The 22,282-nt window shown below is 46.1% G+C and carries 21 protein-coding genes; all 21 read left to right on the top strand.

Features of this window, described 5'->3' with window-relative positions; translation table 11 throughout:
• Positions 1-91 precede the first annotated feature (91 nt).
• The 21 genes from SRRS_RS20350 to SRRS_RS20250 all read left to right on the top strand — a co-directional run bounded on the left by SRRS_RS20350 (position 92) and on the right by SRRS_RS20250 (position 22,273).
• Positions 92-1,339, top strand: coding sequence for a hypothetical protein (locus SRRS_RS20350; RefSeq protein WP_371363122.1), 1,248 nt, complete (start codon positions 92-94; stop codon positions 1,337-1,339).
• A 98-nt stretch (positions 1,340-1,437) separates the two neighbouring features.
• The gene (locus SRRS_RS20345) at positions 1,438-1,908 is read left to right on the top strand and encodes an OmpH family outer membrane protein (RefSeq protein WP_371363121.1); all 471 of its coding nucleotides are present in this window, start codon (positions 1,438-1,440) and stop codon (positions 1,906-1,908) included.
• A 136-nt stretch (positions 1,909-2,044) separates the two neighbouring features.
• Entirely contained in the window at positions 2,045-3,010 is a 966-nt protein-coding gene (locus tag SRRS_RS20340) for a molecular chaperone Skp (protein WP_371363120.1), read from the top strand.
• A 98-nt stretch (positions 3,011-3,108) separates the two neighbouring features.
• Positions 3,109-3,534: an OmpH family outer membrane protein gene (locus SRRS_RS20335; RefSeq protein WP_371363119.1), complete on the top strand. Its 426-nt coding sequence runs from the start codon at positions 3,109-3,111 to the stop codon at positions 3,532-3,534.
• 15 nt (positions 3,535-3,549) lie between these two features.
• Positions 3,550-4,566 carry a UDP-3-O-(3-hydroxymyristoyl)glucosamine N-acyltransferase gene (lpxD, locus tag SRRS_RS20330; RefSeq protein WP_371363117.1) on the top strand — a complete coding sequence of 339 codons (1,017 nt, stop codon included), beginning with the start codon at positions 3,550-3,552 and terminating at the stop codon, positions 4,564-4,566.
• Positions 4,567-5,109: 543 nt separating this feature from the next.
• A complete protein-coding gene (locus SRRS_RS20325; RefSeq protein WP_371363115.1) occupies positions 5,110-5,742 on the top strand; it encodes a YjbH domain-containing protein in 633 nt (210 codons plus the stop codon).
• Between the two features lie 25 nt (positions 5,743-5,767).
• Positions 5,768-6,655 (top strand): lysophospholipid acyltransferase family protein, encoded by an 888-nt coding sequence (locus SRRS_RS20320; RefSeq protein ID WP_371363114.1) that lies wholly within the window; start codon positions 5,768-5,770, stop codon positions 6,653-6,655.
• A gap of 587 nt (positions 6,656-7,242) precedes the next feature.
• Positions 7,243-9,603: a hypothetical protein gene (locus SRRS_RS20315; protein ID WP_371363112.1), complete on the top strand. Its 2,361-nt coding sequence runs from the start codon at positions 7,243-7,245 to the stop codon at positions 9,601-9,603.
• A 22-nt stretch (positions 9,604-9,625) separates the two neighbouring features.
• Entirely contained in the window at positions 9,626-10,399 is a 774-nt protein-coding gene (locus SRRS_RS20310) for an amino acid ABC transporter ATP-binding protein (protein WP_371363110.1), read from the top strand.
• A gap of 96 nt (positions 10,400-10,495) precedes the next feature.
• On the top strand, positions 10,496-11,323 hold the full coding sequence (gene lpxC, locus SRRS_RS20305; protein ID WP_371363109.1) for a UDP-3-O-acyl-N-acetylglucosamine deacetylase: 828 nt from the start codon (positions 10,496-10,498) through the stop codon (positions 11,321-11,323).
• A 23-nt stretch (positions 11,324-11,346) separates the two neighbouring features.
• Positions 11,347-11,778 carry a 3-hydroxyacyl-ACP dehydratase FabZ gene (gene fabZ, locus SRRS_RS20300; RefSeq protein ID WP_371363107.1) on the top strand — a complete coding sequence of 144 codons (432 nt, stop codon included), beginning with the start codon at positions 11,347-11,349 and terminating at the stop codon, positions 11,776-11,778.
• Between the two features lie 193 nt (positions 11,779-11,971).
• A complete protein-coding gene (gene lpxA / locus SRRS_RS20295) occupies positions 11,972-12,793 on the top strand; it encodes an acyl-ACP--UDP-N-acetylglucosamine O-acyltransferase (RefSeq protein ID WP_371363105.1) in 822 nt (273 codons plus the stop codon).
• 94 nt (positions 12,794-12,887) lie between these two features.
• Complete coding sequence (locus tag SRRS_RS20290; protein WP_371363104.1) at positions 12,888-13,694, top strand: LpxI family protein; 807 nt, start codon at positions 12,888-12,890, stop codon at positions 13,692-13,694.
• Positions 13,695-13,734: 40 nt separating this feature from the next.
• Complete coding sequence (gene lpxB / locus SRRS_RS20285) at positions 13,735-14,883, top strand: lipid-A-disaccharide synthase (RefSeq protein WP_371363102.1); 1,149 nt, start codon at positions 13,735-13,737, stop codon at positions 14,881-14,883.
• A gap of 4 nt (positions 14,884-14,887) precedes the next feature.
• The gene (gene msbA / locus SRRS_RS20280) at positions 14,888-16,612 is read left to right on the top strand and encodes a lipid A export permease/ATP-binding protein MsbA (protein WP_371363101.1); all 1,725 of its coding nucleotides are present in this window, start codon (positions 14,888-14,890) and stop codon (positions 16,610-16,612) included.
• Between the two features lie 20 nt (positions 16,613-16,632).
• Positions 16,633-17,949, top strand: a complete 1,317-nt coding sequence (locus SRRS_RS20275) for a 3-deoxy-D-manno-octulosonic acid transferase (RefSeq protein ID WP_371363099.1) — start codon at positions 16,633-16,635, stop codon at positions 17,947-17,949.
• A gap of 18 nt (positions 17,950-17,967) precedes the next feature.
• A complete protein-coding gene (gene lpxK, locus SRRS_RS20270; RefSeq protein ID WP_371363097.1) occupies positions 17,968-19,125 on the top strand; it encodes a tetraacyldisaccharide 4'-kinase in 1,158 nt (385 codons plus the stop codon).
• A 27-nt stretch (positions 19,126-19,152) separates the two neighbouring features.
• Positions 19,153-19,890, top strand: coding sequence for a 3-deoxy-manno-octulosonate cytidylyltransferase (gene kdsB / locus SRRS_RS20265; protein WP_371363095.1), 738 nt, complete (start codon positions 19,153-19,155; stop codon positions 19,888-19,890).
• Between the two features lie 20 nt (positions 19,891-19,910).
• Positions 19,911-20,735, top strand: a complete 825-nt coding sequence (kdsA, locus tag SRRS_RS20260) for a 3-deoxy-8-phosphooctulonate synthase (RefSeq protein ID WP_371363093.1) — start codon at positions 19,911-19,913, stop codon at positions 20,733-20,735.
• A gap of 18 nt (positions 20,736-20,753) precedes the next feature.
• Positions 20,754-21,728, top strand: coding sequence for an SIS domain-containing protein (locus tag SRRS_RS20255; RefSeq protein ID WP_371363091.1), 975 nt, complete (start codon positions 20,754-20,756; stop codon positions 21,726-21,728).
• Positions 21,728-22,273 carry a KdsC family phosphatase gene (locus SRRS_RS20250; RefSeq protein WP_371363090.1) on the top strand — a complete coding sequence of 182 codons (546 nt, stop codon included), beginning with the start codon at positions 21,728-21,730 and terminating at the stop codon, positions 22,271-22,273. Before SRRS_RS20255 ends, SRRS_RS20250 begins: the two co-directional genes overlap by 1 nt.
• Positions 22,274-22,282 lie beyond the last annotated feature (9 nt).

The following is a 22,282-nucleotide window of genomic DNA, read 5'->3' as shown; positions in this document are numbered from 1 at the left end:
AGTCAGGCCAAGGCCTGACTCGTTTGCTAGAAGGAGGAGGTGGCGGGTTATTTTTGCTAAACGCTCGTATGTAAGCTGGGGCATTAGCTTAGTGATCTGTGTATTGCTATTGTGGCCGGCAACAACGTACGCCTCAGGTGAAACGGTTGAAAAAGTTACGGTCAAAGTAATGGCTGCCGAGCCGCCGCCCGAAAGAATTGCCAAACGCATGAACAATAGTGTTGCCACGGTTGGAGAACAAATGCTGACAGGGCGGACCCTGGAAGATGTCAAAGGAAATCAAGCAGGATATGAGAAACTTATTCGTGAAATATTTGACCGGGTTCTTGTAGGCTACTCAGTCGAAAATGTTATCATTACCCCTGGCGAAACAACGAATATTGTGGTGTCGATCACGCCCTGGGGCGATGTGGTTCGTGATGTTGCACTGGAAATAGAGGTTAATGGATTGTCGCCGGAATTAACGGCGATAATCAAAAAGGATATAGGTAAAATCGATGACCAGGTAAGTAATGTTCTTGTCGGTTTACCTGTCGACGCGGTCGATTGGGCCGGTGGTGTATCCAAAACCGTCATCCGGGAAATGTTGGCCGATAAGTTGCCGGAGTTTCGCAGCAATTTAGAGATTACTACCGGTCAGCATACCTTGGTAAAGGTATCGCTTATTCCTCAAGGACCGCTTATTACCGACGTTAACCTATCCTTACGCTCGCGTACTATTCCCAATATTCTGTTAGCCGAGGCAAAACCTGCAGCTCAGGAAGCGGCAAATATGCTGCGTGGTTTACCGGTAGCTTTCGTGGAACGCCACAAAGATTATTTTACGAATACAATAACCACTGCTGCCGCCAATCATCCCATAGCCAAACAATACGGACTTACGCTTGCCCCGGTAATCAACCCGGGTTCAGAAACCAGTATTGTTTTAAATGCGGAAACGAATAAGTATAAAATAAGTCTGGAAGGTAGTTTGGATATTGGCCGTGACGAAGACAATGCGTCTGCCAAGCTGCATGTAGGCAAGTATTTCAATAAACGTGACGAAGCTTTTATGGAAGTTAGGTTTATTCCTTCTAGCGTTTCCTGGAAGTTCGAACCTGGCTGGGCCCATAAATTTACGGAGACAACATTTGCCGGCGTACGGTATAATTTTACCGACGACCAGAGCATTCTGTGGCTCAATCATTATGTGGGTTCCAACTGGACGATACGATTGGAACGTACTCCCGAAACAAACTATAATGAGTTTGGTGTAAAATACAAAATGCATGAATTCCTCAGCGCTGAGTATGTCATTACCAAGAAAGAAAATTGGCTCAGACTTGTAGCCAATCTGTAATGACCTTGCCGCTTGTTTCTATTGAAGAATAGAGGACTGCCTGTTATAATTGGTAGGTGAGGAGAAATTTATTGCCAATGGCAGAAAGAAGGTTAAAAATGTTTAAAGACAAAAAAATGGCAAAAATGGTTGCCATTGCTGTAGTTGCGGTATTTGTGCTAGGTGTATTTGGAATCGCTGTTTCGCAAAGTGGCACAGGGTATGCAGCTGCTGCGGGGACGGCATCTAATGTTGGCAAGGTAAATTATCAGCGTCTCTGGAATGAAAGCCCGGAAGTCGCTAAACTGACTGAAACCATGAAAAGTGAATATGCTCAAGCCCAAAAGGACTTTGAAGAAAAAACTAAGACTATGAATGACAAAGAAAAAGAAGCTTATGCCAACCAATTGCGTGAGCGTCTGACTTTAAAAGAACAAGAACTCAAAGTGCCGGTATTAAGCAATATTGATGCTGCCGTCAAAGCGGTCGCTGATTCCAAAGGTCTTGCTGTAGTGCTTGACGTTAACAATATTGTTTATGGTGGACAAGACATCACCGACGATGTTGTCAAAAAACTTACCGGTAAATAAGTCCGGTCTTTTAGTAAGCCGAGCCGATTCAGTCTGTGCTCGGCTTTGCTTACCTTAATAGAGATTAAACTTGTTAAATAAGACTCCTTTATAACGCAGAGAGCGTTGAGAACGAGTCGCTAGAAAGGGTGATTTGGTGTTTAAATTACTTCGACCAACACCAAGACGGTTTCTGGCAATCCTGGCTCTTGGCGCTGTCTTGTTGACAGGCTGCTCCCGTTCAACACCTGAAACCAAGCAGCCCGAAGTGCCGCAGATAGGCGTAATTGATATGGATAAAGCCATTCAGGCTCATCCCAAATACCAAGACTGGCAAAAACTTAAACAACAGGCTGCTACTCTGAATCAGCGGCTAGCTGCTAAGTCTGGTGCAGCAACTGCTGCCACTGACCAGCAAATGGCGGGAATGAATTTGACAGGTAGTGCCATAGATGGCTTAAAATCAGCTGCCGAGCAAGAATTTAACGCCAAAATGTCAGCAAAGCAGAAAGAACTCCAAGAAAAACTAGCGGAAAAGGCCAACAAGGCTCACGATGAACTTTCGACTAAGCTAAAGGCTTATGCTGAAGAGCTGGATAAAGAATATCAGCCGCAGATTTTTAACCTGCAGTTAAAGCTGCAAACAGTGCAACTGGGTGAAAAAGAAGCTGCCGAAGTCAAAAAAAAGCTGGATGACTTAAAGGCCGAGCAAGAAGGAAAAGTAGCCGCGCGAGAAAAAGAGTTAGCGCAAAATATGGATAATACTCTTGCGCCGGAAAGAGCAGCTATGGAACAGGAATTGACTGCGTATGCAAAACAATTGGATGCGGAGTTGAGTAATAAACTAAATGCGCAATCTGCTGACCTAGCCGGAAAGATTGCTGAGTCAGCTCAATCTCCGGCACTGACACCAACTGCACCGGATGGCCTTGAACTGGAACAGCAGCTTCAGATGAAACAACAGGAAATTGATGTTCTGGAAGGATATATTCTGGACGATATTCGTGACAAAGCGGCTAAAGTAGCGTCTGAACGACAGTTGGATGCGGTACTGACCGGCTACAGGGTGAATATTAGTGCCGTAGATATTACCGATGCGGTTATTGCTGCGGTTAAGAAATAAAATGCTTGCATATACTATGAAAGCAATGTTAAGGATACCCTGCGAGCAGCTGTTTTGCTTTAACAGTTAGCTTATGGGTTCCGAAGGATGGAGGATTCATGATGAACAAACAAGTTAGAGTGGCACTAGTGATGGTACTGGTTTTCGTGGCCGGTTTAGCACTGGCTGGCTGTAACGCTGGTCAGGCAACCGTGGGGGTGCTTGACGTAAACAAAGTTATGTCCGACAGTCCTAAGGTGAAGGGGTTCCAGGATCAGCTTAATGCCAAAGGCAAAGAGTTGAGCGATCAGTTGGAAAAAGACAAACCGAGTATTTCTGCTGAAGAATTCCAAAAACGCCAGGAAGCAGCTTATGGCGAGTTCCTCAAAACGAAGCAAGACTTAGAGAGTCAAATTGACACTACTATCAAACAGGCGATTGAACAAGTAAGTAAAGATAAGAAGCTTAGTGTAGTACTGTATAAAAACAGTGTAGCGCAAGGCGGTACTGATATTACCGATGCAGTAATTCAAAAAATGCAATAATCAGGGGGCATTCTGGTGAAAAAGACTTTAGCTGAGATTGCCGCCTTGATTAATGGTACAATTATTGGTTCCGCTGAACTAAACATAACCGGCATAACGAATATTGAAGATGCCGGTCCGGGCGATATTACCTTTGCCGTGCCGCCTCACATAGAGAAAGCGGCCAAATGTACTGCTGCGGCTGTAGTTATTCCCGACACTGTCGAAGAGTTTCCTAAGCCGGCTATCCGGGTGAATAATCCCCGGGTGGCCTTTACCACTTTGTTGGCCTTATTTACACCTAAACCCGATATTAAGCCAGGTGTTAATGAAACGGCCGTATTAGGCACAAATGTAAAACTAGGGGCAAATGTTGCTGTTATGGCTCACGTAGTTATTGACGATAATGCTGTAATTGGCGATAATGCGATTCTCTATCCTCATACCTACATTGGCCGGGATGTTACGATTGGTAGCGACACCCTTATTTATCCCAATGTTACGATCCGTGAGAACTGCCAAATTGGCAGCCGGGTTATTATTCAAAGCGGCGCCGTTATTGGCAGCGACGGTTTTGGTTTTATAACCGTAAACGGCAGCCATCAGAAAGTGCCACAGGTTGGCAACGTAATTATTGAAGATGATGTGGAAATTGGTGCTAACTCTTGTTTGGACAGGGCTACCACCGGCAGCACAGTGGTAAAGAGGGGCACCAAAATCGATAATTTCGTGCACCTGGGCCATAATGTAGTTGTTGGCGAAAACTGCTTTTTAGTTGCCCAGACAGGGATTGCCGGCAGCGCTAAAATTGGCAACAATGTAACTTTTGCTGGTCAATCGGGCAGCGCCGGCCATCTGACTATTGGCGATAATTGTGTATTTGCCGCCAGAACGGCACCCATTAATGACGTTCCCGCAAATTCATTTTATGCCGGTTTTCCGGCTCGTCCTCATAATGAATGGCTTCGTTCAGAAGCCGCCATTGGCCGTTTGCCTGAGTTAATTAAAAAGGTCAGAGAATTGGAGCGACGGTTAAATAAAATAGAAAAATAAACAAAGGTGACAAGGGGCAATAGTCTCTTGTCTCTTTATTTGTCCCTGATAGATAGTATAACTTTAGTCTGGATAAGGGCAACATCGTCTTATCGCTAGTATAGAGCTGTGAGAAAGGGGGGGGCTTACTTTTGTCATTGCCACAAAAGTAACAAAAGGTCTAGGCCCAAAGCCTCCAAAAGCTAAAAAGCCAGGCGGTACTCCTAAAATCTGTAAAATCGCTGCGCTCAAACAGTACAGATTTTTTAACGGAATACCGCCTGGCTTTTCTCCTGCGGAACGCTTTTTCCGGCAAAGGGCCAGGGGTTACGGGAGTTGCCGGGGTTGTCGTGGACTCCGTGAGTTCCCCAAAAGGGGTTAATGGATTTGAGTACCGAATTTTCGGATGTACTCAATACCAAAGAACCGCGTTAGCGGTTTTTCTTATATCATGCCTGGTTCCAGGATTTACTTTCGCTAAAAAAGCAGGATTTTGTAATGATGTGGGGGAATAAATATTAATTCGTAGCGTAAAGCTGCGCATCTAGTAAGGAGAAACAGACTATGAATAAGATTCTATTAGCAGCAACAGTTTTCATGATGACAACGGTATCGGCGTTCGCCGCTCCGTCGGTACAAGGATCCACCGGTATCATTAATACTCCTTCTGCCGATGTAATGCAAGAAGGACAGTTTTCCTTGGGGTATTATCATCTAAAAGATGGCGGTGTAGGTACCTTCAACACGAACATAACGGGAAAATTGGAACTGGGAGTAGCCGGTTTTCGCTATGACAGCCAAGCTAACCAGCAAAATCATACCTATGTAAATGCAAAATACGGTGTACTGCCCGAAACTGTTCTGACACCGGGACTAGCCATTGGCGTGGAAGACATTGCAAACTTAGATAAGCGCACTTTCTATGCGGCTGCCAGCAAAGCATTGCCGTTTGGATTTAGAATTCATGCCGGTATAGGTAATGGCAGGTATGATGGTATGTTTGCTGCTCTTGAGAAGACAATTAATCCGGTGGGAATCATTACCGGCAATAATGTTTTTCCGGCAACAAGCCTAATTGCTGAATGGGATGGCAAGAATATGAATTATGGCGCTCGCATGGCGGTAGTTCCCGGACTCAAAGTCGATGTTGGCCGCCGTGACCATCAGACGTACTTTGGAGCAAGCTTCACATACTAAGATCCGACCAAGGAAGTGACATGTTATGATGTACTACCTAGTAAAGCTAATCAGCAATATAGTATGTATAATGCCGTTGTCGCTGCGGCGGGGATTGGGCAGTCTAATTGGTAACCTCTGCTGGCCGGTAGTACCGGCTAAACGCAAGCGGATGGCTATTGACAATATTAGACGCAGTTTGGGGTTAAGTGAAGAACAGGCCTCCTCTATCGCTAAAGCGAGTGGCATCAGGTTTGGCCCTATGTTTATGGAAGTGCTCCATATGCCCCGGTTGAACGCAAGTAACATTAAACAACAGGTAGCGTTGACCGGTGGTGAGAATCTCGAAGCAGCGCTTAGCATGGGACGGGGGGCGGTACTTGCTACCGCGCACAGCGGCAACTGGGAACTCCTCGGAGCAGCATTGGCGATGCATGGTTTTCCACTGGTAGCTGTTGTCCAAAAACAAACCAATCAGGCTATGGACAGATTTATCAATGAATACCGAACCAATGCCGGGATGCACGTTACCTATAAACAAGGTGTCCGGGAAATGGTAAAGCTGCTTGGCACGGGGAAAATTATTGGACTTTTGATGGATCAGGATAACCACGTAGATGGGGTGTTTGTCGAGTTCTTTGGACGAATGGCGTCTACTCCGCAAGGCGCGGCCGCTCTAGCCCGCCTCAATAATGCCCCGATCATACCGGCGTTCATTACTGAAAATCCCGACGGCACCCATACCGCAATAATTCATCCGCCGGTAATGGTCGAAAAAACATCTGACCGCGAATATGATATCCGCAGCACGACGCAGCAATTGACCGGAATTATCGAACAGCATATCAGACAACATCCGCACGAATGGTTTTGGCTGCATAACCGATGGAAAACGGCACCGCCAAAAACAACAGATATTGTAGACAGTAAATAGTAAATAGAAAATAGCAAAGCGAGATTGATCACCTGCAATGGTTAAAGAGCAGTGTGACCAATCTCGCTTTTTTGTAAGATAAGAAAGTATAAGTTTTGCGAATTGCTGAGGCTGTATAAAACAAAGGGTGCCAGGTACAAAGCCCGGTTTGTGCCAGGAGACGGTGACTCCGTCAACCCTGGTAACTTCCGTACCCCTCTGGCCTTTGCCGGAAAAAGCGTTCCGCAGGAGAAAAGCCAGGCGGTATTCCGTTAAAAAATTCGTATTGTTTGAGCGTTGCGAGTTTACGAATTTTAGGAATATCGCCTGGCTTTTCAGCTTTTGGAGGCTTCGGGCCTAGACCTTTTGTTTACTTTTGTGGCAATGACAAAAGTAAAACTCCGCCCCTTGTATTCCAGAATCATCTGACGTGTGCAAAGCAAAAGGACCGTGTTAACGGTTTTTCTTATGGTTACATCTAAGTTTTTTCGTTGTTGCATAACGAACACGATAAGTATATACGATTATAATATTTTTTGATATACATATAGACATAAAAGTGATATACATGTTATAATGTACTCCAGGAAATGAGGTGAATAAATCCTATGCTGCAAAAAAGAATAAGAATAATAAACACAATCAAAAGTATATTTAAAAATTCAATCGAACGGGATATTGTAGCACTACTTGTAGTAAGTATAATTATTGGCTCACTGGTGGCCAGCTCGGTCTCGATGGCCGCAAATTCCTACTTTTCGAAAACTCTGGCCAGCCTTGTGGGTGATTATGGCGAATATGACTTAGTAATTCAAGTCAGGGAAGAGATGAAAGATGATACTGCCGCAGAGGTTAACAAAATTGTTAACGATGTGTTTCCTGGGGGGAAGGTAAGCCAGGGACCGACAGTAACCGGCAAATCATATATCTATGTTACTCTGCCTGACCAATATAAAACCAAGCAAGTTTATGAAGACTTGCCGAAGACCTTCGGCAGCATCCCAGGCGGCGCCAGTGTTGGTATGATGACAGAGCCGCGTCTTAATATCCGCGGTGTACCGGAAGGTGCAAAGAACATGCTGATTGAGCGCATCATGGAAATGGATGGAGTGCGCTTTGCTTTCCGTGACGGTAGCAGTATCGGCGTAATTCTCAGTTCGCTGGACAAGTCTAATGCTGTAAGCAACAATATCAAGAACATTTTAAAAGACTATCAGGTTATCGAAATTACTTTTCCTGTTGGCAGTGAGCCGGCTAACCCCGTGCGTATGGGGGAAGCTATCTCAGATGCCATGCAGAAAAATCTGCGCCTGGAATACGCGCAAAACGTATCCGTTGATGGCAAAAATGATGATATGACCTACATGGTTAGCACCATGATAGAACTTAAACGATTCCTTACGGCGTATGCATCGCAAGTGACTCTGACCCCGGCAGCGGGAACGGTCCTGGCCAAAGGGGATATTGTTGTCTTTCAGGGAACGGCGGCTCAGCCGCCTCAGGCCGGTCAGGCGCCTGGCAAAGGCAATGTTCTTGTCGAGATCACGGCCGTTAGTGCGGCAGGCACAGCCGAAGGACGTATTACCCAGGGGGATGCTTCCCAGTTGACCAACGCGTCAGGATATAAACTGGAAAAAGACGTTATCGGCGGCCATGCAGTGGCAGCCGCTTATAAAAATCCGCGTCAGGAATTGGGCAATGCTTTGGGTGAGACCGGTAAAATTGTTGGTCAAATTCCCGGCTTTGCTCAAGATGCCAAGAATCTAAGCGGTGTTGCGTTAGGGGCTCTGGATAACTATAACGGCAGTGTTGCCGCTTTTGAGGCAACCTTAACCGGTTTGCAGACGGCTGGCGGCACGATCCAGGCAGCTACCAGCGCACTGGCCGGTATTGACACAAGTGGTATCCGCTATCAGCTTGACACCTCATCTCGTAACATTGGCGGCCTGGTTAACAGCTTACAGGTATTGAAAATAGTAGGCGGTGATACCAACTCGACTATTAGCACCCTGTCAGGTGCCCAACAGAATCTGAGCAGTCTTAGTTCAAATCTGGCCTCCCTTGACAGTGTGGCCGCCAATGCCCGTCGTGCTAAGTCAACGATTGACGGCATTGTCAACAATGGACAAACTGCTCTGGGTACGTTAAAAGCCTTCGACGTTCAAGGGGCTAGAACAAATCTGATAGATGCCAATAATCACTTGAATGGACTGCAGGAAGTCAATGTACCTGCGATCACAGCCCAGGTACAATACTTGGCAAGTGCGGTGCCGAATCTTAAAGACGAAGAAATTAACCATTCTGTCAATTTATTAGATAAATTTATTGCCGGACAAGTCATTCCGGGCGCCCGGATTCAAATTCTGACTACAAGTAATATTAGTACAGATGCGGTGGCACCGATTGTGTATGCCCAAGCGGGCAATAACAATGTATCCGTATATTCCACTGCGCTGGGCGTAATTGAACCGAATGCCCGTGGCGAATTATATCAAGTGCTAAATGAAGTAAAAGGAATACTCGCAGGTATGACTGCGATCATTGTTACCATACTATTCCTTGGACTTGATCATACGGCTATTATGACAGTAATCCGCCGCAAGCGGTTGGCGAAAAAGGTGCCGCGTACCGGCTGGCGCAGGATTGCTGAGCGCATGACAATAGGATTTACTGCTCCGGAGCGCCGTTATGGCATGGGCGTAGGCGCGATTATGCTGACAGCCATGTTCATTATTTCCGGCGGCGGTATACCTTATCTGCCGTGGATCGGAGTGCCGGTTATCGGTGCCGTACTTGGACTGATAGTTGCCGCCTACACGGAAAAGATCAGCCCGATTGCCGCTGAAGAGATTATGGCTGGGGAAGCTTTAGGCTTGTCTTTGGACGAAATTATGCGTGAGATTGTTATCCCGAGTGGTCGTCCGGGACTTATGCAGAAGCTTAACCAACGCAAAGTTAAGTTTAAATAAGATAATAGAGGAGGTGAGCAGTATGCTCCACATCCAAAACCTGTATAAACAATTCGGCAGTCTTGTTGCTGTCAACAACTTAAGCTTGGACGTGGCCCCAGGGGAAACTGTTGTTATCATGGGACCGTCAGGCTGCGGCAAATCAACAACTATCCGCCAAATCAACCGCTTGATTGAACCAGACCATGGTTCCATTGTATTTGATGGGGTTGAGATTACTAAACTTAATGACGATGAGCTGCGTAATATGCGTAAGCGTATTGGCTATGTATTCCAGCACTTTAACCTTATAAATCGTCTAAGCGCGATAGAAAATGTTATGCTGGGACTGGTTATGGGCGGTCAAAACAAAGAAGAAGCCTATGACAAGGCCATGGCAGCTATGACGAAGGTAGGTATGGAACATCTTAAAGACCACAAGCCTTCAGAGTTGTCAGGCGGTCAGCAGCAGCGGGTGGGTATCGCCCGGGCTCTGGCTTTTGAGCCTGAGCTGATGCTGTGGGATGAACCTACTGCTTCGCTTGACCCTATGTTAGTTAGAGAAGTACTTGTGGTTATGGAAGAACTGGCGAAATACCGGGCTGCCACTATGTTGGTAGTTACTCACGAAATTGCTTTTGCCCTGCACGTGGCAGACCGCATTGTGCTTATGGAAAAAGGCACAATCGTTGAGTCCGGTATTCCAAGTGAAGTATTTGTGAATCCGGCTTCCCACGTTGGCTGTCAGTATAAGGAACTGATTGAGTATCAGCTCAATAACAGTGCCCGGACACTGGCCGGCAAACGTATAGCATAAAGTAGATTTCAGCCTCCTTATTTTCAACTCGTACTTGCGCAATTTCTCAAATTCCTGTAAAATTAATTGGAATTAGATACTTCAGGAGGAACCTTAATGGATTGCCAAACCACAGTAGCATCGCGTGTAACTTATACCGGCATTGGCTTGCACTCGGGGCAGGATGTAACCATTGCGCTCAATCCAGCTCCTGCTGGCAGCGGCATTATTTTTGCCCGGACAGACCTTCCCGGTTGTCCTAAAGTGTCGGCGAAAGCCGCCAATGTAACTAACACAATGCGGGCTACTACCCTAGAGCAAGGAGAAGCCAAAGTTTTTACCGTCGAACACCTTTTGGCCGCTTTATTTGCTATGGGTGTTGATAATTGCCTAGTGGAAATTTCGTCAGTTGAGCCGCCGGTAGCCGATGGCAGCTCGCTGCCTTTTCTCAAACTAATTGAGTCAGCCGGTGTTACCAATCTGTCTGAACTGCGCCCTTCGCCATTCGTTGTGAAAAAGGCCATAGCTGTGAGGTATCCCGACAAGTTTATTACTATTTTACCTTATGACGGTTTTCGCATTACTTTTACTTCGACAAATCCCCACCCCTTGCTAGGTGTTCAGTTTGGTGACTACGAAATTACTCCTGAAACCTTTGCCCGGGAACTGGCTCCAGCCCGTACCATCGGCTTTATGCACGAAGTGGAAGCACTTCAGTCACAAGGCCTGGCATTGGGTGGCAGTCTGGAAAATGCAGTAGTATATGATGATGAAAAATGTTTAACGCCGCTTAGGTTCCCCGATGAACTGGTCCGGCATAAAATTTTAGATGTAATTGGCGATTTGGCACTGGCTGGACGTATTGCCGGCCATGTTATTGCCGTAAAGTCAAGCCATGCGCTAAATACGGCGCTGGCCAAAGAGATTGTACATGCAAGTATGTGATTTATGAGGAGGGGCTTTTCCTAATGAATTTATCTGCTACCGAGATTCAAGAAATTATTCCGCATCGTTACCCGATGCTGCTTGTTGACCGCATTATTGAACTTGAGCCAATGAAACGGGCTGTTGGTATAAAAAACGTATCCATTAACGAACACTTTTTCTTAGGACATTTTCCTGGAAAACCGGTTATGCCGGGCGTTCTTATTCTGGAAGCTATGGCCCAGGTTGGCGGTGTAGCTATGCTGCAGCCGGAAGAATACCGGGGTAAGCTGGCTCTTTTTGCCGGTATGGACCGGGTTAAATTCAGGAAACCGGTTACTCCTGGCGATCAACTTCATATGGTTGCCGAAATTATTAAATTACGGGGCTCTATCGGCAAGGTATGGGCGGAAGCTTTTGTTGACGGTCAAGTGGTTGCGGAAGCTGAATTTTTATTTGCGTTAGCATCAAACTAAATAGCAAAAAAGATGTATCTACTGAAACTTGGTTGATAAATGGTAATAATGTATGAATTCGGTTAATTTGGGTTATTTTTGCCCGAATTTCGCCTGTCATTTTTCGACTGCCCAGTCGGAATATATATAACAATAAACGACACAAGAAACCTGCTTATACAGTTCTAATTTAGTGGGGAGTTGATTTTAAAATATGAAACCGGAATCGGTAGTAATACCATTACGCAAAATACATGAAACTGCAGTTGTTCACCCCAACGCACGCATTGGTAAAGATGTAGAAATCGGGCCATATGCCGTTATTGGTGAGAATGTCCTTATTGGTGACGGTACACAGATTGGTGCCCATGTTGTTATAGACGGCTGGACCAGCATTGGCAAAAACTGCGTTCTCTATCCTAGTGCGTCCATTGGCGCTGAGCCGCAGGATTTGAAATTTCGTGGCGAAAAGAGTTATGTATTTATTGGCGATAATACCAAGATACGTGAATTTGCGACAGTTAACCGCGCTACCGGCGAGGGAGAAGAGACCCGTGTTGGTTCTAACTGCCTGTTAATGGCGTACACGCATGTTGCCCATAACTGTATCGTCGGCAATCATGTAGTTATGTCCAATGCGGCAACGTTAGCCGGACATGTCGTGGTGGAAGACCGTGCTGTAATTGGCGGCTTAGCCGGTGTGCATCAATTTGTAAAAATTGGCCGCAATGCTATGGTAGGCGGTGCTTCTAAAGTCGTTCAGGATATCCCGCCGTTTGTCATTGTTGACGGACATCCGGCCAGAGTGTGCGGATTAAACAGTGTAGGTATTTCGCGTGCCGGTGTGAGCCCTGTTGCTCGCCGGAATCTTAAGAAAGCATATAAAACGTTGTACCGTTCAGGTCTCAGTTTAGCGCAAGCCATTGCTGTGATGGAACAGGAATTAGATTCTTGTGAAGAAATCGAACACATGCTGCGTTTCCTCAGGAATGCTGAACGCGGAATTTGCCGCGGACGCCGTGATGTAGATGAATAACGTATAGGTAGAAGGTTGTTAGCAAAACCTATATCAACGACTATAGCGCTTGACGCGGTGTCGCCGCGTCAGCTACATAAGGTGGGAAACCATTATGAATATAATCGGACTTATTGCCGGCATTGGTCGGTTACCTGTAGAATTTGCCCGTGCCGCTCGCGGCATGGGCTTTGACGTGATAGCCATAGCTGTGGCGCCAGGAGTTGATGAAGAACTGGCAGCGGCAGCTTCTAAATTTTATACGGTAGGTCTAGGCGAACTGGACAAACTTATTAAAACTTTGCAGCAAGAAACTGTCGGGCAAGTTACTATGCTGGGCAAAGTAACCAAAGAACATCTGTTTAGCGGTGCTGCGCGTCCTGATGACCGGATGCAGCAGTTATTGGCTGGTCTCAAAGACTTGAATGATGATACCGTAATGCTGGCATTAGTGCGTGAATTTGCCGGTGCCGGTATTGGCGTTCTTGATCAGACGGCTTTGCTGCGCCGGCTTATGCCGGCTCCTGGCATACTTACCAGCCGGACGCCTACGCCTATAGAACAAGCTGATATGGAATACGGATTAAATATGGCCCGGCACATTGGCGGCCTGGATATTGGACAAACTGTTATTGTTAAAAATAAAGCGGTTATGGCTGTGGAAGCAATTGAAGGTACTGATGCCTGCATTCGGCGCGGCGGTGAACTGGGTCGCGGCGGTGTTGTAGTTGCTAAAGCTGCCAAGCCCAATCAGGATGTGCGATTTGATGTTCCCAGTGTAGGTCCGGATACGCTAAAAGCTATGATAGCGGCCGGAGCAACCGCTTTGGTTATGGAAGCGGGAAAAACGCTGCTGGTTGATAAACAGCAAGTAATCGATTTAGCCGATAAGAACGGGATAACCATTGTTGCAGCTGAATAAATAAATTCTTTTCTTAATTCACATTCCGGAGGATTGGTTCATGAAAATCATGCTCTCAGTCGGTGAAGCGTCTGGTGATATGCATGGCGCCAGCGTAGCCAACGCATTAAAAATTCTACAACCTGATATTGAACTTTTTGGCATGGGCGGCAAGGCTATGCGATCTGCCGGAGTAAGAGTGGATTATGATATTACCACACAGGGAATTATGGGAATTGTTGAAGTGATAAAGAATTTAGGCAAACTTTTTAAACTGCGGGACGATTTGGTCGCACTTATGGAGAAGGAACGGCCTGACGCGCTGGTTGTGATTGATTATCCGGATTTTAATATGCGTTTAGCTAAAATTGCAAAGGCAAAAGGAATCCCGGTGGTGTCGTATATCAGTCCCTCTGCTTGGGCCTGGCGGCGTGGCCGGGCCAAAGACGTGGCCGGGACGGTTGATAAAGTTGCGGCCATTTTTCCCTTTGAGGCCGAAGTATACCAGGAAGCGGGAGCCGATGTTACCTTTGTGGGACATCCGCTTCTAGATATCGTGCAACCGGCTTTGACGAAGGAAGAAGCATATCGCCATTTTACTGCTGATCCCACGCGGCCTGTTATCTTGTTGATGCCGGGCAGCAGACAGCAGGAAATAATGAAATTATTGCCCTCCATGCTGGGAGCCTGTCAGGAAATTAGTAGAACGCTTCCGGACTGCCAATTTTTTTTACCGGTAGCTTCGACAATTTCCCGGGAAATTTTGCAAAATATTATTGACAGCTATCAGATTCCGGTTAATTTGACTAGCGAATATACGTATGATTTGATGGGAATTGCCGATGTGGCGATTGCGGCATCCGGTACCGCTACTTTGGAAACCTCACTTATGGGAACACCAACAGTGATTATTTACAAAACGGCGGCATTAACCTACTTATTAGGTAAGTTATTAGTAAAAATCCCCAATATTGGGTTGCCAAACATTATTGCCGGGCGCCGGATCGTACCTGAACTTCTCCAGAATGATGCAAATCCGCAGGCTATCGCCAGGGAAACATTGACATTGCTTATGGATAAACAAGCACAGGATACGGTAAAGGCAGGTCTGGCCGAGGTTAAAGAGAGCTTGGGCCGGACAGGCGCGGTTCAGCGTGTGGCTGAAGTTATCTTGGAAGTAGCATCCACCGCTAAAATAATTGCGAGGTAATTACATGGAAATCTATTTGCGTCTTCTAAGCTATATACGGCCGTATATGCCAAGACTGTCGCTTGCTATAGTATGTATACTGGTTGCATCTGCTGCCAATCTTTATGTTCCTTGGATTATTAAAGATGTTATTGACGGCGTGCTTGCTTCCAAAGATATGGCAATGCTTAACAAAATTGCGGCAGGTATCGTAATAATATATTTAGTTCGCGGCGTTTTCTTTTACGGACAAACTTATCTAATGTCCTATATTGGACAAAAAGTAATTATTGATATCCGGGAAGCCGTTTACCGGCACTTGCAGCGCCTATCCTTATCTTACTATGAAAAACGTCAGACCGGGGCAATCATGAGCCATATTACTAATGACGTTGCCGCGTTGCAAAACGCCTTGGTAGAAAGTGTAATAGAACTGGTTACTGAGTCAACAGTGCTGATTGGTTCTATGGGTACTATGTTTTACCTTCACTGGAAACTCTCGTTATTGACATTTATTGCTTTACCGCTAGTAGCGCAGGCAATTAATATATTTGGTAAGCGTCTAAGAATAGCCAGCCGTATAATGCAGGAACGGGCGGCAGATATTACCTCCGTTTTGCAGGAAACCATCTCGGCAGTGCGGGTCATTAAATCTTTTGTGCGTGAAGACTATGAGATAGAACGCTTTAACAAGGAGAACTACTCTAACTTCAGAGCGCAAATGAAGACGGCGCAGTTAATGGCTACGCTTACACCGGTTATTGAATTCTTAGCGGCTATAGGTATTACGGTAATTATCTGGTACGGCGGCCGGGAAGTTATAAGCGGCAGTTTGACGTCAGGAGCGCTAATTGCCTTTTTGATCTATGCTGTTAACATCAGTAATCCGATTAAACGCTTAAGCCGTGTATACGGTAATATCCAACGGGCGCTGGCGGCAGCGCAGCGCGTATTCGAAGTGCTTGACACCGAACCGGAAATTAAGGATATGCCCGGCGCTGTGGAGTTGCCTTCCATTGATGGACGCGTAACTTTTGAAAATGTTTCTTTTTCTTACAAGCCTGGTGAGACAGCCTTAAACAACATTTCACTGATTGCCGAACCCGGCCAGATGATAGCAATTGTAGGGCCAAGTGGGGCAGGGAAAACTACCATTGCTAACCTTATTCCCAGGTTTTATGATCCGGAAAACGGTAGGATTGTTATTGACGGGTATGATATTAAAGCAGTTACTCTGAAATCATTACGCGAGCAAATAGGCATCGTACCACAGGAAACAATCCTTTTTAATGGGTCAGCATACGAAAATATATTATACGGGAATCTGAATGCAGATAAAGATCAGATTATTGCTGCTGCTAAGGCGGCTAATGCTCATGAATTCATTCAGGCTATGCCGGAAGGATATGATACTCAGATTGGGGAACGCGGTTCCAAACTTTCCGGCGGCCAGCGCCAAAGGGTAGCTATTGCTAGAGCCATTTTGAAAGATCCCCGGGTGCTTATACTTGATGAAGCAACTTCCGCTCTTGATACCGAAAGCGAAAAACTTGTTCAGGAGGCGCTCGACAAGCTAATGGTTGGCAGAACCTCCTTTGTAATTGCTCACCGCTTGTCAACGGTCCAACGCGCTGATGTCATTTTAGTTATGGAAAAAGGAAAAATACTCGAGGCAGGGTCCCATAACAAACTGCTTGAAGCAGGTGGATTATACAGCAAGTTATACCAAGTACAGTTTTCTGATAAGTAAGACGTTAATGGGGTATCGACATGTATTTTATCTACAACATTTTAGCCGTAATCCTGCTCATTCTGGCATTGCCGGTATTTGTGGTGAGGACTATTCGGGAACGGGGATTTGCCGAGCGTTTTAAACAAAGTTTTGGCAGATTGCCGGAAGAGACCTTGGACAAAGTGGCAGGCAAAGACGCCATCTGGGTCCATGCAGCATCTGTTGGCGAAATTGTGGCAACAAGTCCGATAGTCAAGGAAATAAAGCGCGAGCTGCCTGACATACCTATTGTGGTATCGGTTGTTACTGCCAGCGGGTATGATATGGCTAAACGCATCATTCCCGAGGCTTCCGGTATTATCTTTTTTCCACTCGATTTACCGTATCTTACCTATTCGGTAGCAGCCAAAATCAGACCACAGGCGTTTTTAATGGTAGAGACCGAGTTATGGCCTAATTTCTTAAAAACTGCCAGGGAGCTTAACATTCCGGCGATGATGGTAAACGGTAGAATCAGTGATAAAAGTGTTAACCGCTATGCCTATTTTCGCAGTGTGCTTAATGATATGCTCAATACGATCGTTAAGTTTTGCATGCAGTCGGAAATTGATGCCGAGTACATCATCCGCTTAGGTGCCGATCCGTCCCGGGTGGTAGTAACCGGTAATACCAAATTTGATCAGAATTATACCGAACTTACTCCGGTGGAAAGGGAGCAACTGACTCTATCCCTGGGGCTGGAGTATGCTGAACATGTAATTGTAGCAGGCAGCACACACCGGGGTGAAGAAGAACTCTTGTATTCAGCTTTTCGCCAAATCCGGGAACATTCTCCCCAGACACAGCTCATTGTAGCGCCGCGTGATACTATGCGTGCGGACGAACTGGTTGAATTAGCTGTGCAGCATGGATTTACAGCAGTCAGACGTACCAAACTATCGGTGCAAAAGCCTGTTACCAGGCAAGATATTGTTATTATTGATACTATCGGTGAATTAGGAAAAATTTATGGCCTCGGGGACATTGTCTATGTCGGTGGCAGTCTTGTTCCTAAGGGTGGACATAATATTTTAGAGCCGGCAGCTCATGGTAAACCTATTTTAGTTGGACCGCATATGTTTAACTTTAAAGACAGCTATGCGCTGCTTTCCAAACACGGCGTATGCCTTACCGTTCATAATGGTGCTGAACTGGCTGAAATATTGCTCAACCTGCTTAATAATAAGGAGTTGAGGCAGAAGCTAGGCCGGGATGCTCTAAATGTAATAAATGAAAACCGCGGCGCTTCTCATAAAAGCGCCCTATATGTAAAAGAAATGTTGCACCAGCGGCAGACGGCAACAAACCAAGAGTAGAAAAGGCGGAAGAACCATATGATGAATCAGCGAGAAGCGCTTCAAGTATATTTATATAAATTAGTGCATGGTGGACAACGGGGATTATTGGCTTCCGTGCTTCTTGGCGTGCTTCGCGTAATGTCATTAATTTACGGCTGGGGCGTGCAGTTTAAACTTAGCCTATACCGATGGGGAATATTAAAACGTCATAAACTGCCCTGTAAAGTGATTAGTCTTGGCAACATAACCGTCGGCGGCACCGGTAAAACCCCCACAGCCCAGCGTTTGGCTGCTTTCATCAGAGATATGGGTTACCGGGTGGTTATTCTAAATAGAGGTTACCGGGCCGGCTGGAAGGGACAAGTAGGGGTAGTATCTGACGGAGCTAAAATATATATGACTGTTGACGAAGCCGGCGATGAAGCCTATCTGCTTGCCAAGAGTCTGCCGGGGGTACCGGTAATTATTGGACGCAACCGTGCCATTACCGGCGAATATGCGGTGCGCAATCTTAATGCACAAGTTATTATTATGGATGATGCCTATCAGCACTGGCAAGTGGAAAGAGATTTGGATATTGTACTTGTCGATACTCTCAATATTTTTGGCAACAACTTTCTGTTGCCCCGGGGAACGCTGCGCGAACCGCTTACAAATCTTGAAAGGGCCCATGCTTTTTTGCTGACCAAAGTGGATCAGTCAACAAGTATTACCAGGGATGCTATTAAAAGAACCTTAACCCAATATAACGATCAGGCGTTAATAGTAGAAAGTACCCATACGCCACAGTGCTTTATTGAAATTGAGGAATGGTATAAAGGGGTCCGACCGGAAACAGTACCTCTTGAGGCGATAAAAAATTGTTCTGTGCTTCCTTTCTCAGCTATTGGCAACCCGTCGTCCTTTGAACAAACCATAACTGACTTGGGTGGCAAGGTAGTAAATGCCGTACGCTATCCCGACCATCACGATTACACAATGGCCGAAATGCAGTTCATAATGCAAAAAGCAGTGGACAATAACGTCTGGGCGCTGATAACCACAGATAAAGATGCAGTTAAAATTCCTTCGGAATTTATTCACTCGGAACGGCCCTTGCCGGTATATGTGCTGTCCATTGAAGTCAGGTTTCACGACGGCTATGAAGAACTCATGGAATTAATAAAAGAAGGTCCTAAGAAGAAGCAGGAGTAAGGTAGTTTTCCATAGGGGAGGTAAACCATGAACATACTTTGTGTAATTCCTGCTCGCTATTCATCGACCAGGCTGCCGGGAAAGCCATTGGCAATGATTGCGGGTAAGCCGATGATCGAGCGTGTATACGAACGGGCAAAACAAGCGAAACGCCCAAATTCTGTCCTGGTGGCAACCGACCATGAACTAGTGTATGATGCGGTAAAAAAGTTTGGCGGCAACGTAATGATGACCTCGCCGGATCATCCGACAGGCACCGACCGCCTAGCGGAAGTAGCTAGAAAATATAGTGACGCTGATATCATTATTAATGTTCAAGGTGATGAACCGCTTATTGCCCCGGAAATCATTGATTTACTGGCCAGTGCCTTTGATGAGGATTCCGAACTCAATATGGCTACTCTTATGACAGAAATGGACAAAAGTGAACATAACTTACCAAGCGCTGTCAAGGTAGTGACAAGTCTTAACGGCTACGCCCTGTACTTTTCCCGGTCGCTTATTCCTTATCCGCGGTCAAAAGCAGGGGAGAGTCAGCCGCCGGTACACAAGCATATCGGTATTTATGCATACCGGCGTGAGTTTTTACTTACCTATGCCGCACTAACACCAACACCGCTCGAATTGACCGAATCGCTGGAACAACTCAGAGCCTTGGAACATGGTTATAAAATAAAAGTGTTGAAAACAGAGTTTAAATCAATAGGTGTTGATACTCCGGAAGACCTGGAAAAAGTAAATGCCTATTTCTTAGCTGGTAATTAAAATAATTAGGAGGCGGATTTATGAACACAGTAAAGATTCAAAATATTACCCTTGGCGGGCAAAATCCCATTGCTCTTATTGCCGGGCCTTGTGTCATTGAGGATCCCGATCGCACCTTGCGTATTGGACGAGCGATCAAAGCCATTGCCGATCAATTGAATATACCGTATATTTTTAAAGCCTCTTACGATAAAGCCAACCGGTCGTCCAACAACTCGTTTCGTGGTCCCGGCCTTAAGGAAGGGCTTAAGATTTTAGCCGATATAAAAAAAGAACTAAATGTGCCGGTTCTGAGCGATATTCACTGCGTTACTCACATTGAACCTGCTGCCGAGGTGCTCGATATTTTGCAGATTCCGGCATTTCTCTGCCGCCAGACCGATCTGGTGTATGAGGCTGCTCGTTCAGGTAAAGTCATTAACGTAAAAAAAGGGCAATTTTTGGCTCCTTTAGATATGAAAAATGTCATTGTCAAAATGGAAGAGGCCGGCAATAAAAACATCCTGCTTACGGAACGCGGCGCTAGCTTTGGCTACAATAACCTGGTGGCCGACTTCCGCGCCCTGCCCATCATGCGGTCTTTAGGTTATCCGGTTGTTTTTGACGCTACTCACAGTGTGCAATTACCCGGCGGAGCCGGTACCACTTCCAGCGGACAGCGCGAATTTGTGCCGTATCTTACGCGGGCCGCAGTGGCTACAGGGGTAGATGTCTTGTTTATGGAAGTACATGATAATCCACCAGAAGCCAAATCAGACGGACCTAACATGCTCTATATTGACCAGTTGGAAGAAGTACTAAAAGACGTACTGGCTATTGACAATGTAGTACGTAAACATAAATAAACACAGGGAGGTATTCCTATGCCGATTGAACACGCTCGCGCCTGTTTAGAACTCGAGGCCGAAGCCATTCGCGCGTTAATTCCTCGCATCAATGATCAATTTTCTGCCGCTATGGACATGATTCTGAATTGCCAGGGCCGGGTTGTCGTAACCGGTATGGGCAAATCAGGCATTATTGGTAAAAAGATAGCTGCTACTTTGGCCAGCACAGGTACGCCGGCCTTTTTTCTTCATCCAGCCGAAGGTATCCATGGTGACTTGGGCATGGTTACCGCCTACGATGTAGTTATTGCTATATCGAATAGCGGCGAAACCAACGAAATTATTGGCATCTTGCCGACAATTAAGCGAATTGGTGCGCCAATTATAGCCATGACCGGCCGTGATAAATCAACATTGCAACAAAATGCGGATGTTTTTCTGAATGTAGCCGTGGAAAAAGAGGCTTGTCCGCTGGGGTTAGCCCCGACGGCAAGCACTACAGCCACGCTGGCGATGGGCGATGCGTTAGCAATTGCGCTGTTGTCAGCCCGGCATTTTACACCGGAAGAATTTGCTTTATATCATCCTGGCGGTTCGCTGGGACGCAAGCTGCTGCTGACGGTAGCGAACGTTATGCACAGTGACGAGGACTTACCGGTAGTAACACCAAACAAAACCGTTAAAGAAGCTCTGTTTGTTATTACCGCCAAGGGGCTGGGCGCGGTACTTGTTGTAGAAACAATGGACAATATGCGGCTAGTGGGGCTCTTAACCGACGGCGATATCCGGCGCAGCCTCGAAAAAGGGCACGAGTTTCTGGATAAGCCGGTGGCTGAACTCATGACCAAAATGCCGCGTACCATAACCAAAGAAAAACTCGCTGCTCAGGCGCTTAATGCTATGGAAAAAAATAAACCCCGCCCTATTACGTTGCTGCCAGTAGTTGACAGCGAAAATCGGGCGATTGGTATTATTCACCTTACTGACTTATTACGTCAAGGAGTGGTATAATGGATAGTGTCCCATATGCCAAAAAGGTTAAGCTTATCATTTTTGACGTAGATGGAGTTCTGACCGGCGGTCATATTATTTTTGGTCAAACCGGTGAGGAGTTAAAAGCTTTCCACTGCCAGGACGGGATGGGAATATCGCTTGCGCATAGAGCCGGTTTAAAGACGGCCATAATTACCGGTCGTGACAGCCAAATAGTACGCCGGCGTGGTGATGAGCTTAAGATCGCCGATATTCATCAGGGCGTAGCTGATAAGCTTATTGCGCTGGGGCAGCTAATGGAGAAACACAGTCTGACGTTAGATCAAATTGCTTATGTTGGCGATGACATAAACGACTTACCGGTTATGGTGCAAGTCGGACTGCCCTGTGCGGTGGCTAATGCCGTACCTGAAGTAAAGACGGTTGCCAGGTATATCTCGAACCGGCAAGGCGGCAGCGGCGGCGTACGGGATATTATTGAGTTTATTTTGAAGGCCCAGGAAAAATGGGATACAATTATTGCAGAATATCTGAATAGAGATAAGTTTAGGCTAACACAGTAGAAACATTTC

This window comes from Sporomusa rhizae (assembly GCF_041428845.1).
In the GTDB taxonomy this organism is placed as follows: Bacteria; Bacillota; Negativicutes; order Sporomusales; family Sporomusaceae; genus Sporomusa; species Sporomusa rhizae.
This window is presented reverse-complemented; position numbering and strand designations above follow the sequence as displayed.

Coding starts and splice junctions, on each gene's coding strand:
- SRRS_RS20345 (WP_371363121.1), top strand. CDS start 1,438: ATGTTTAAAGACAAAAAAATGGCAAAAATGGTTGCCATTGCTGTAGTT.
- SRRS_RS20335 (WP_371363119.1), top strand. CDS start 3,109: ATGATGAACAAACAAGTTAGAGTGGCACTAGTGATGGTACTGGTTTTC.
- SRRS_RS20325 (WP_371363115.1), top strand. CDS start 5,110: ATGAATAAGATTCTATTAGCAGCAACAGTTTTCATGATGACAACGGTA.
- SRRS_RS20320 (WP_371363114.1), top strand. CDS start 5,768: ATGATGTACTACCTAGTAAAGCTAATCAGCAATATAGTATGTATAATG.
- SRRS_RS20315 (WP_371363112.1), top strand. CDS start 7,243: ATGCTGCAAAAAAGAATAAGAATAATAAACACAATCAAAAGTATATTT.
- SRRS_RS20310 (WP_371363110.1), top strand. CDS start 9,626: ATGCTCCACATCCAAAACCTGTATAAACAATTCGGCAGTCTTGTTGCT.
- lpxC (WP_371363109.1), top strand. CDS start 10,496: ATGGATTGCCAAACCACAGTAGCATCGCGTGTAACTTATACCGGCATT.
- fabZ (WP_371363107.1), top strand. CDS start 11,347: ATGAATTTATCTGCTACCGAGATTCAAGAAATTATTCCGCATCGTTAC.
- lpxA (WP_371363105.1), top strand. CDS start 11,972: ATGAAACCGGAATCGGTAGTAATACCATTACGCAAAATACATGAAACT.
- SRRS_RS20290 (WP_371363104.1), top strand. CDS start 12,888: ATGAATATAATCGGACTTATTGCCGGCATTGGTCGGTTACCTGTAGAA.
- lpxB (WP_371363102.1), top strand. CDS start 13,735: ATGAAAATCATGCTCTCAGTCGGTGAAGCGTCTGGTGATATGCATGGC.
- msbA (WP_371363101.1), top strand. CDS start 14,888: ATGGAAATCTATTTGCGTCTTCTAAGCTATATACGGCCGTATATGCCA.
- SRRS_RS20275 (WP_371363099.1), top strand. CDS start 16,633: ATGTATTTTATCTACAACATTTTAGCCGTAATCCTGCTCATTCTGGCA.
- lpxK (WP_371363097.1), top strand. CDS start 17,968: ATGATGAATCAGCGAGAAGCGCTTCAAGTATATTTATATAAATTAGTG.
- kdsB (WP_371363095.1), top strand. CDS start 19,153: ATGAACATACTTTGTGTAATTCCTGCTCGCTATTCATCGACCAGGCTG.
- kdsA (WP_371363093.1), top strand. CDS start 19,911: ATGAACACAGTAAAGATTCAAAATATTACCCTTGGCGGGCAAAATCCC.
- SRRS_RS20255 (WP_371363091.1), top strand. CDS start 20,754: ATGCCGATTGAACACGCTCGCGCCTGTTTAGAACTCGAGGCCGAAGCC.
- SRRS_RS20250 (WP_371363090.1), top strand. CDS start 21,728: ATGGATAGTGTCCCATATGCCAAAAAGGTTAAGCTTATCATTTTTGAC.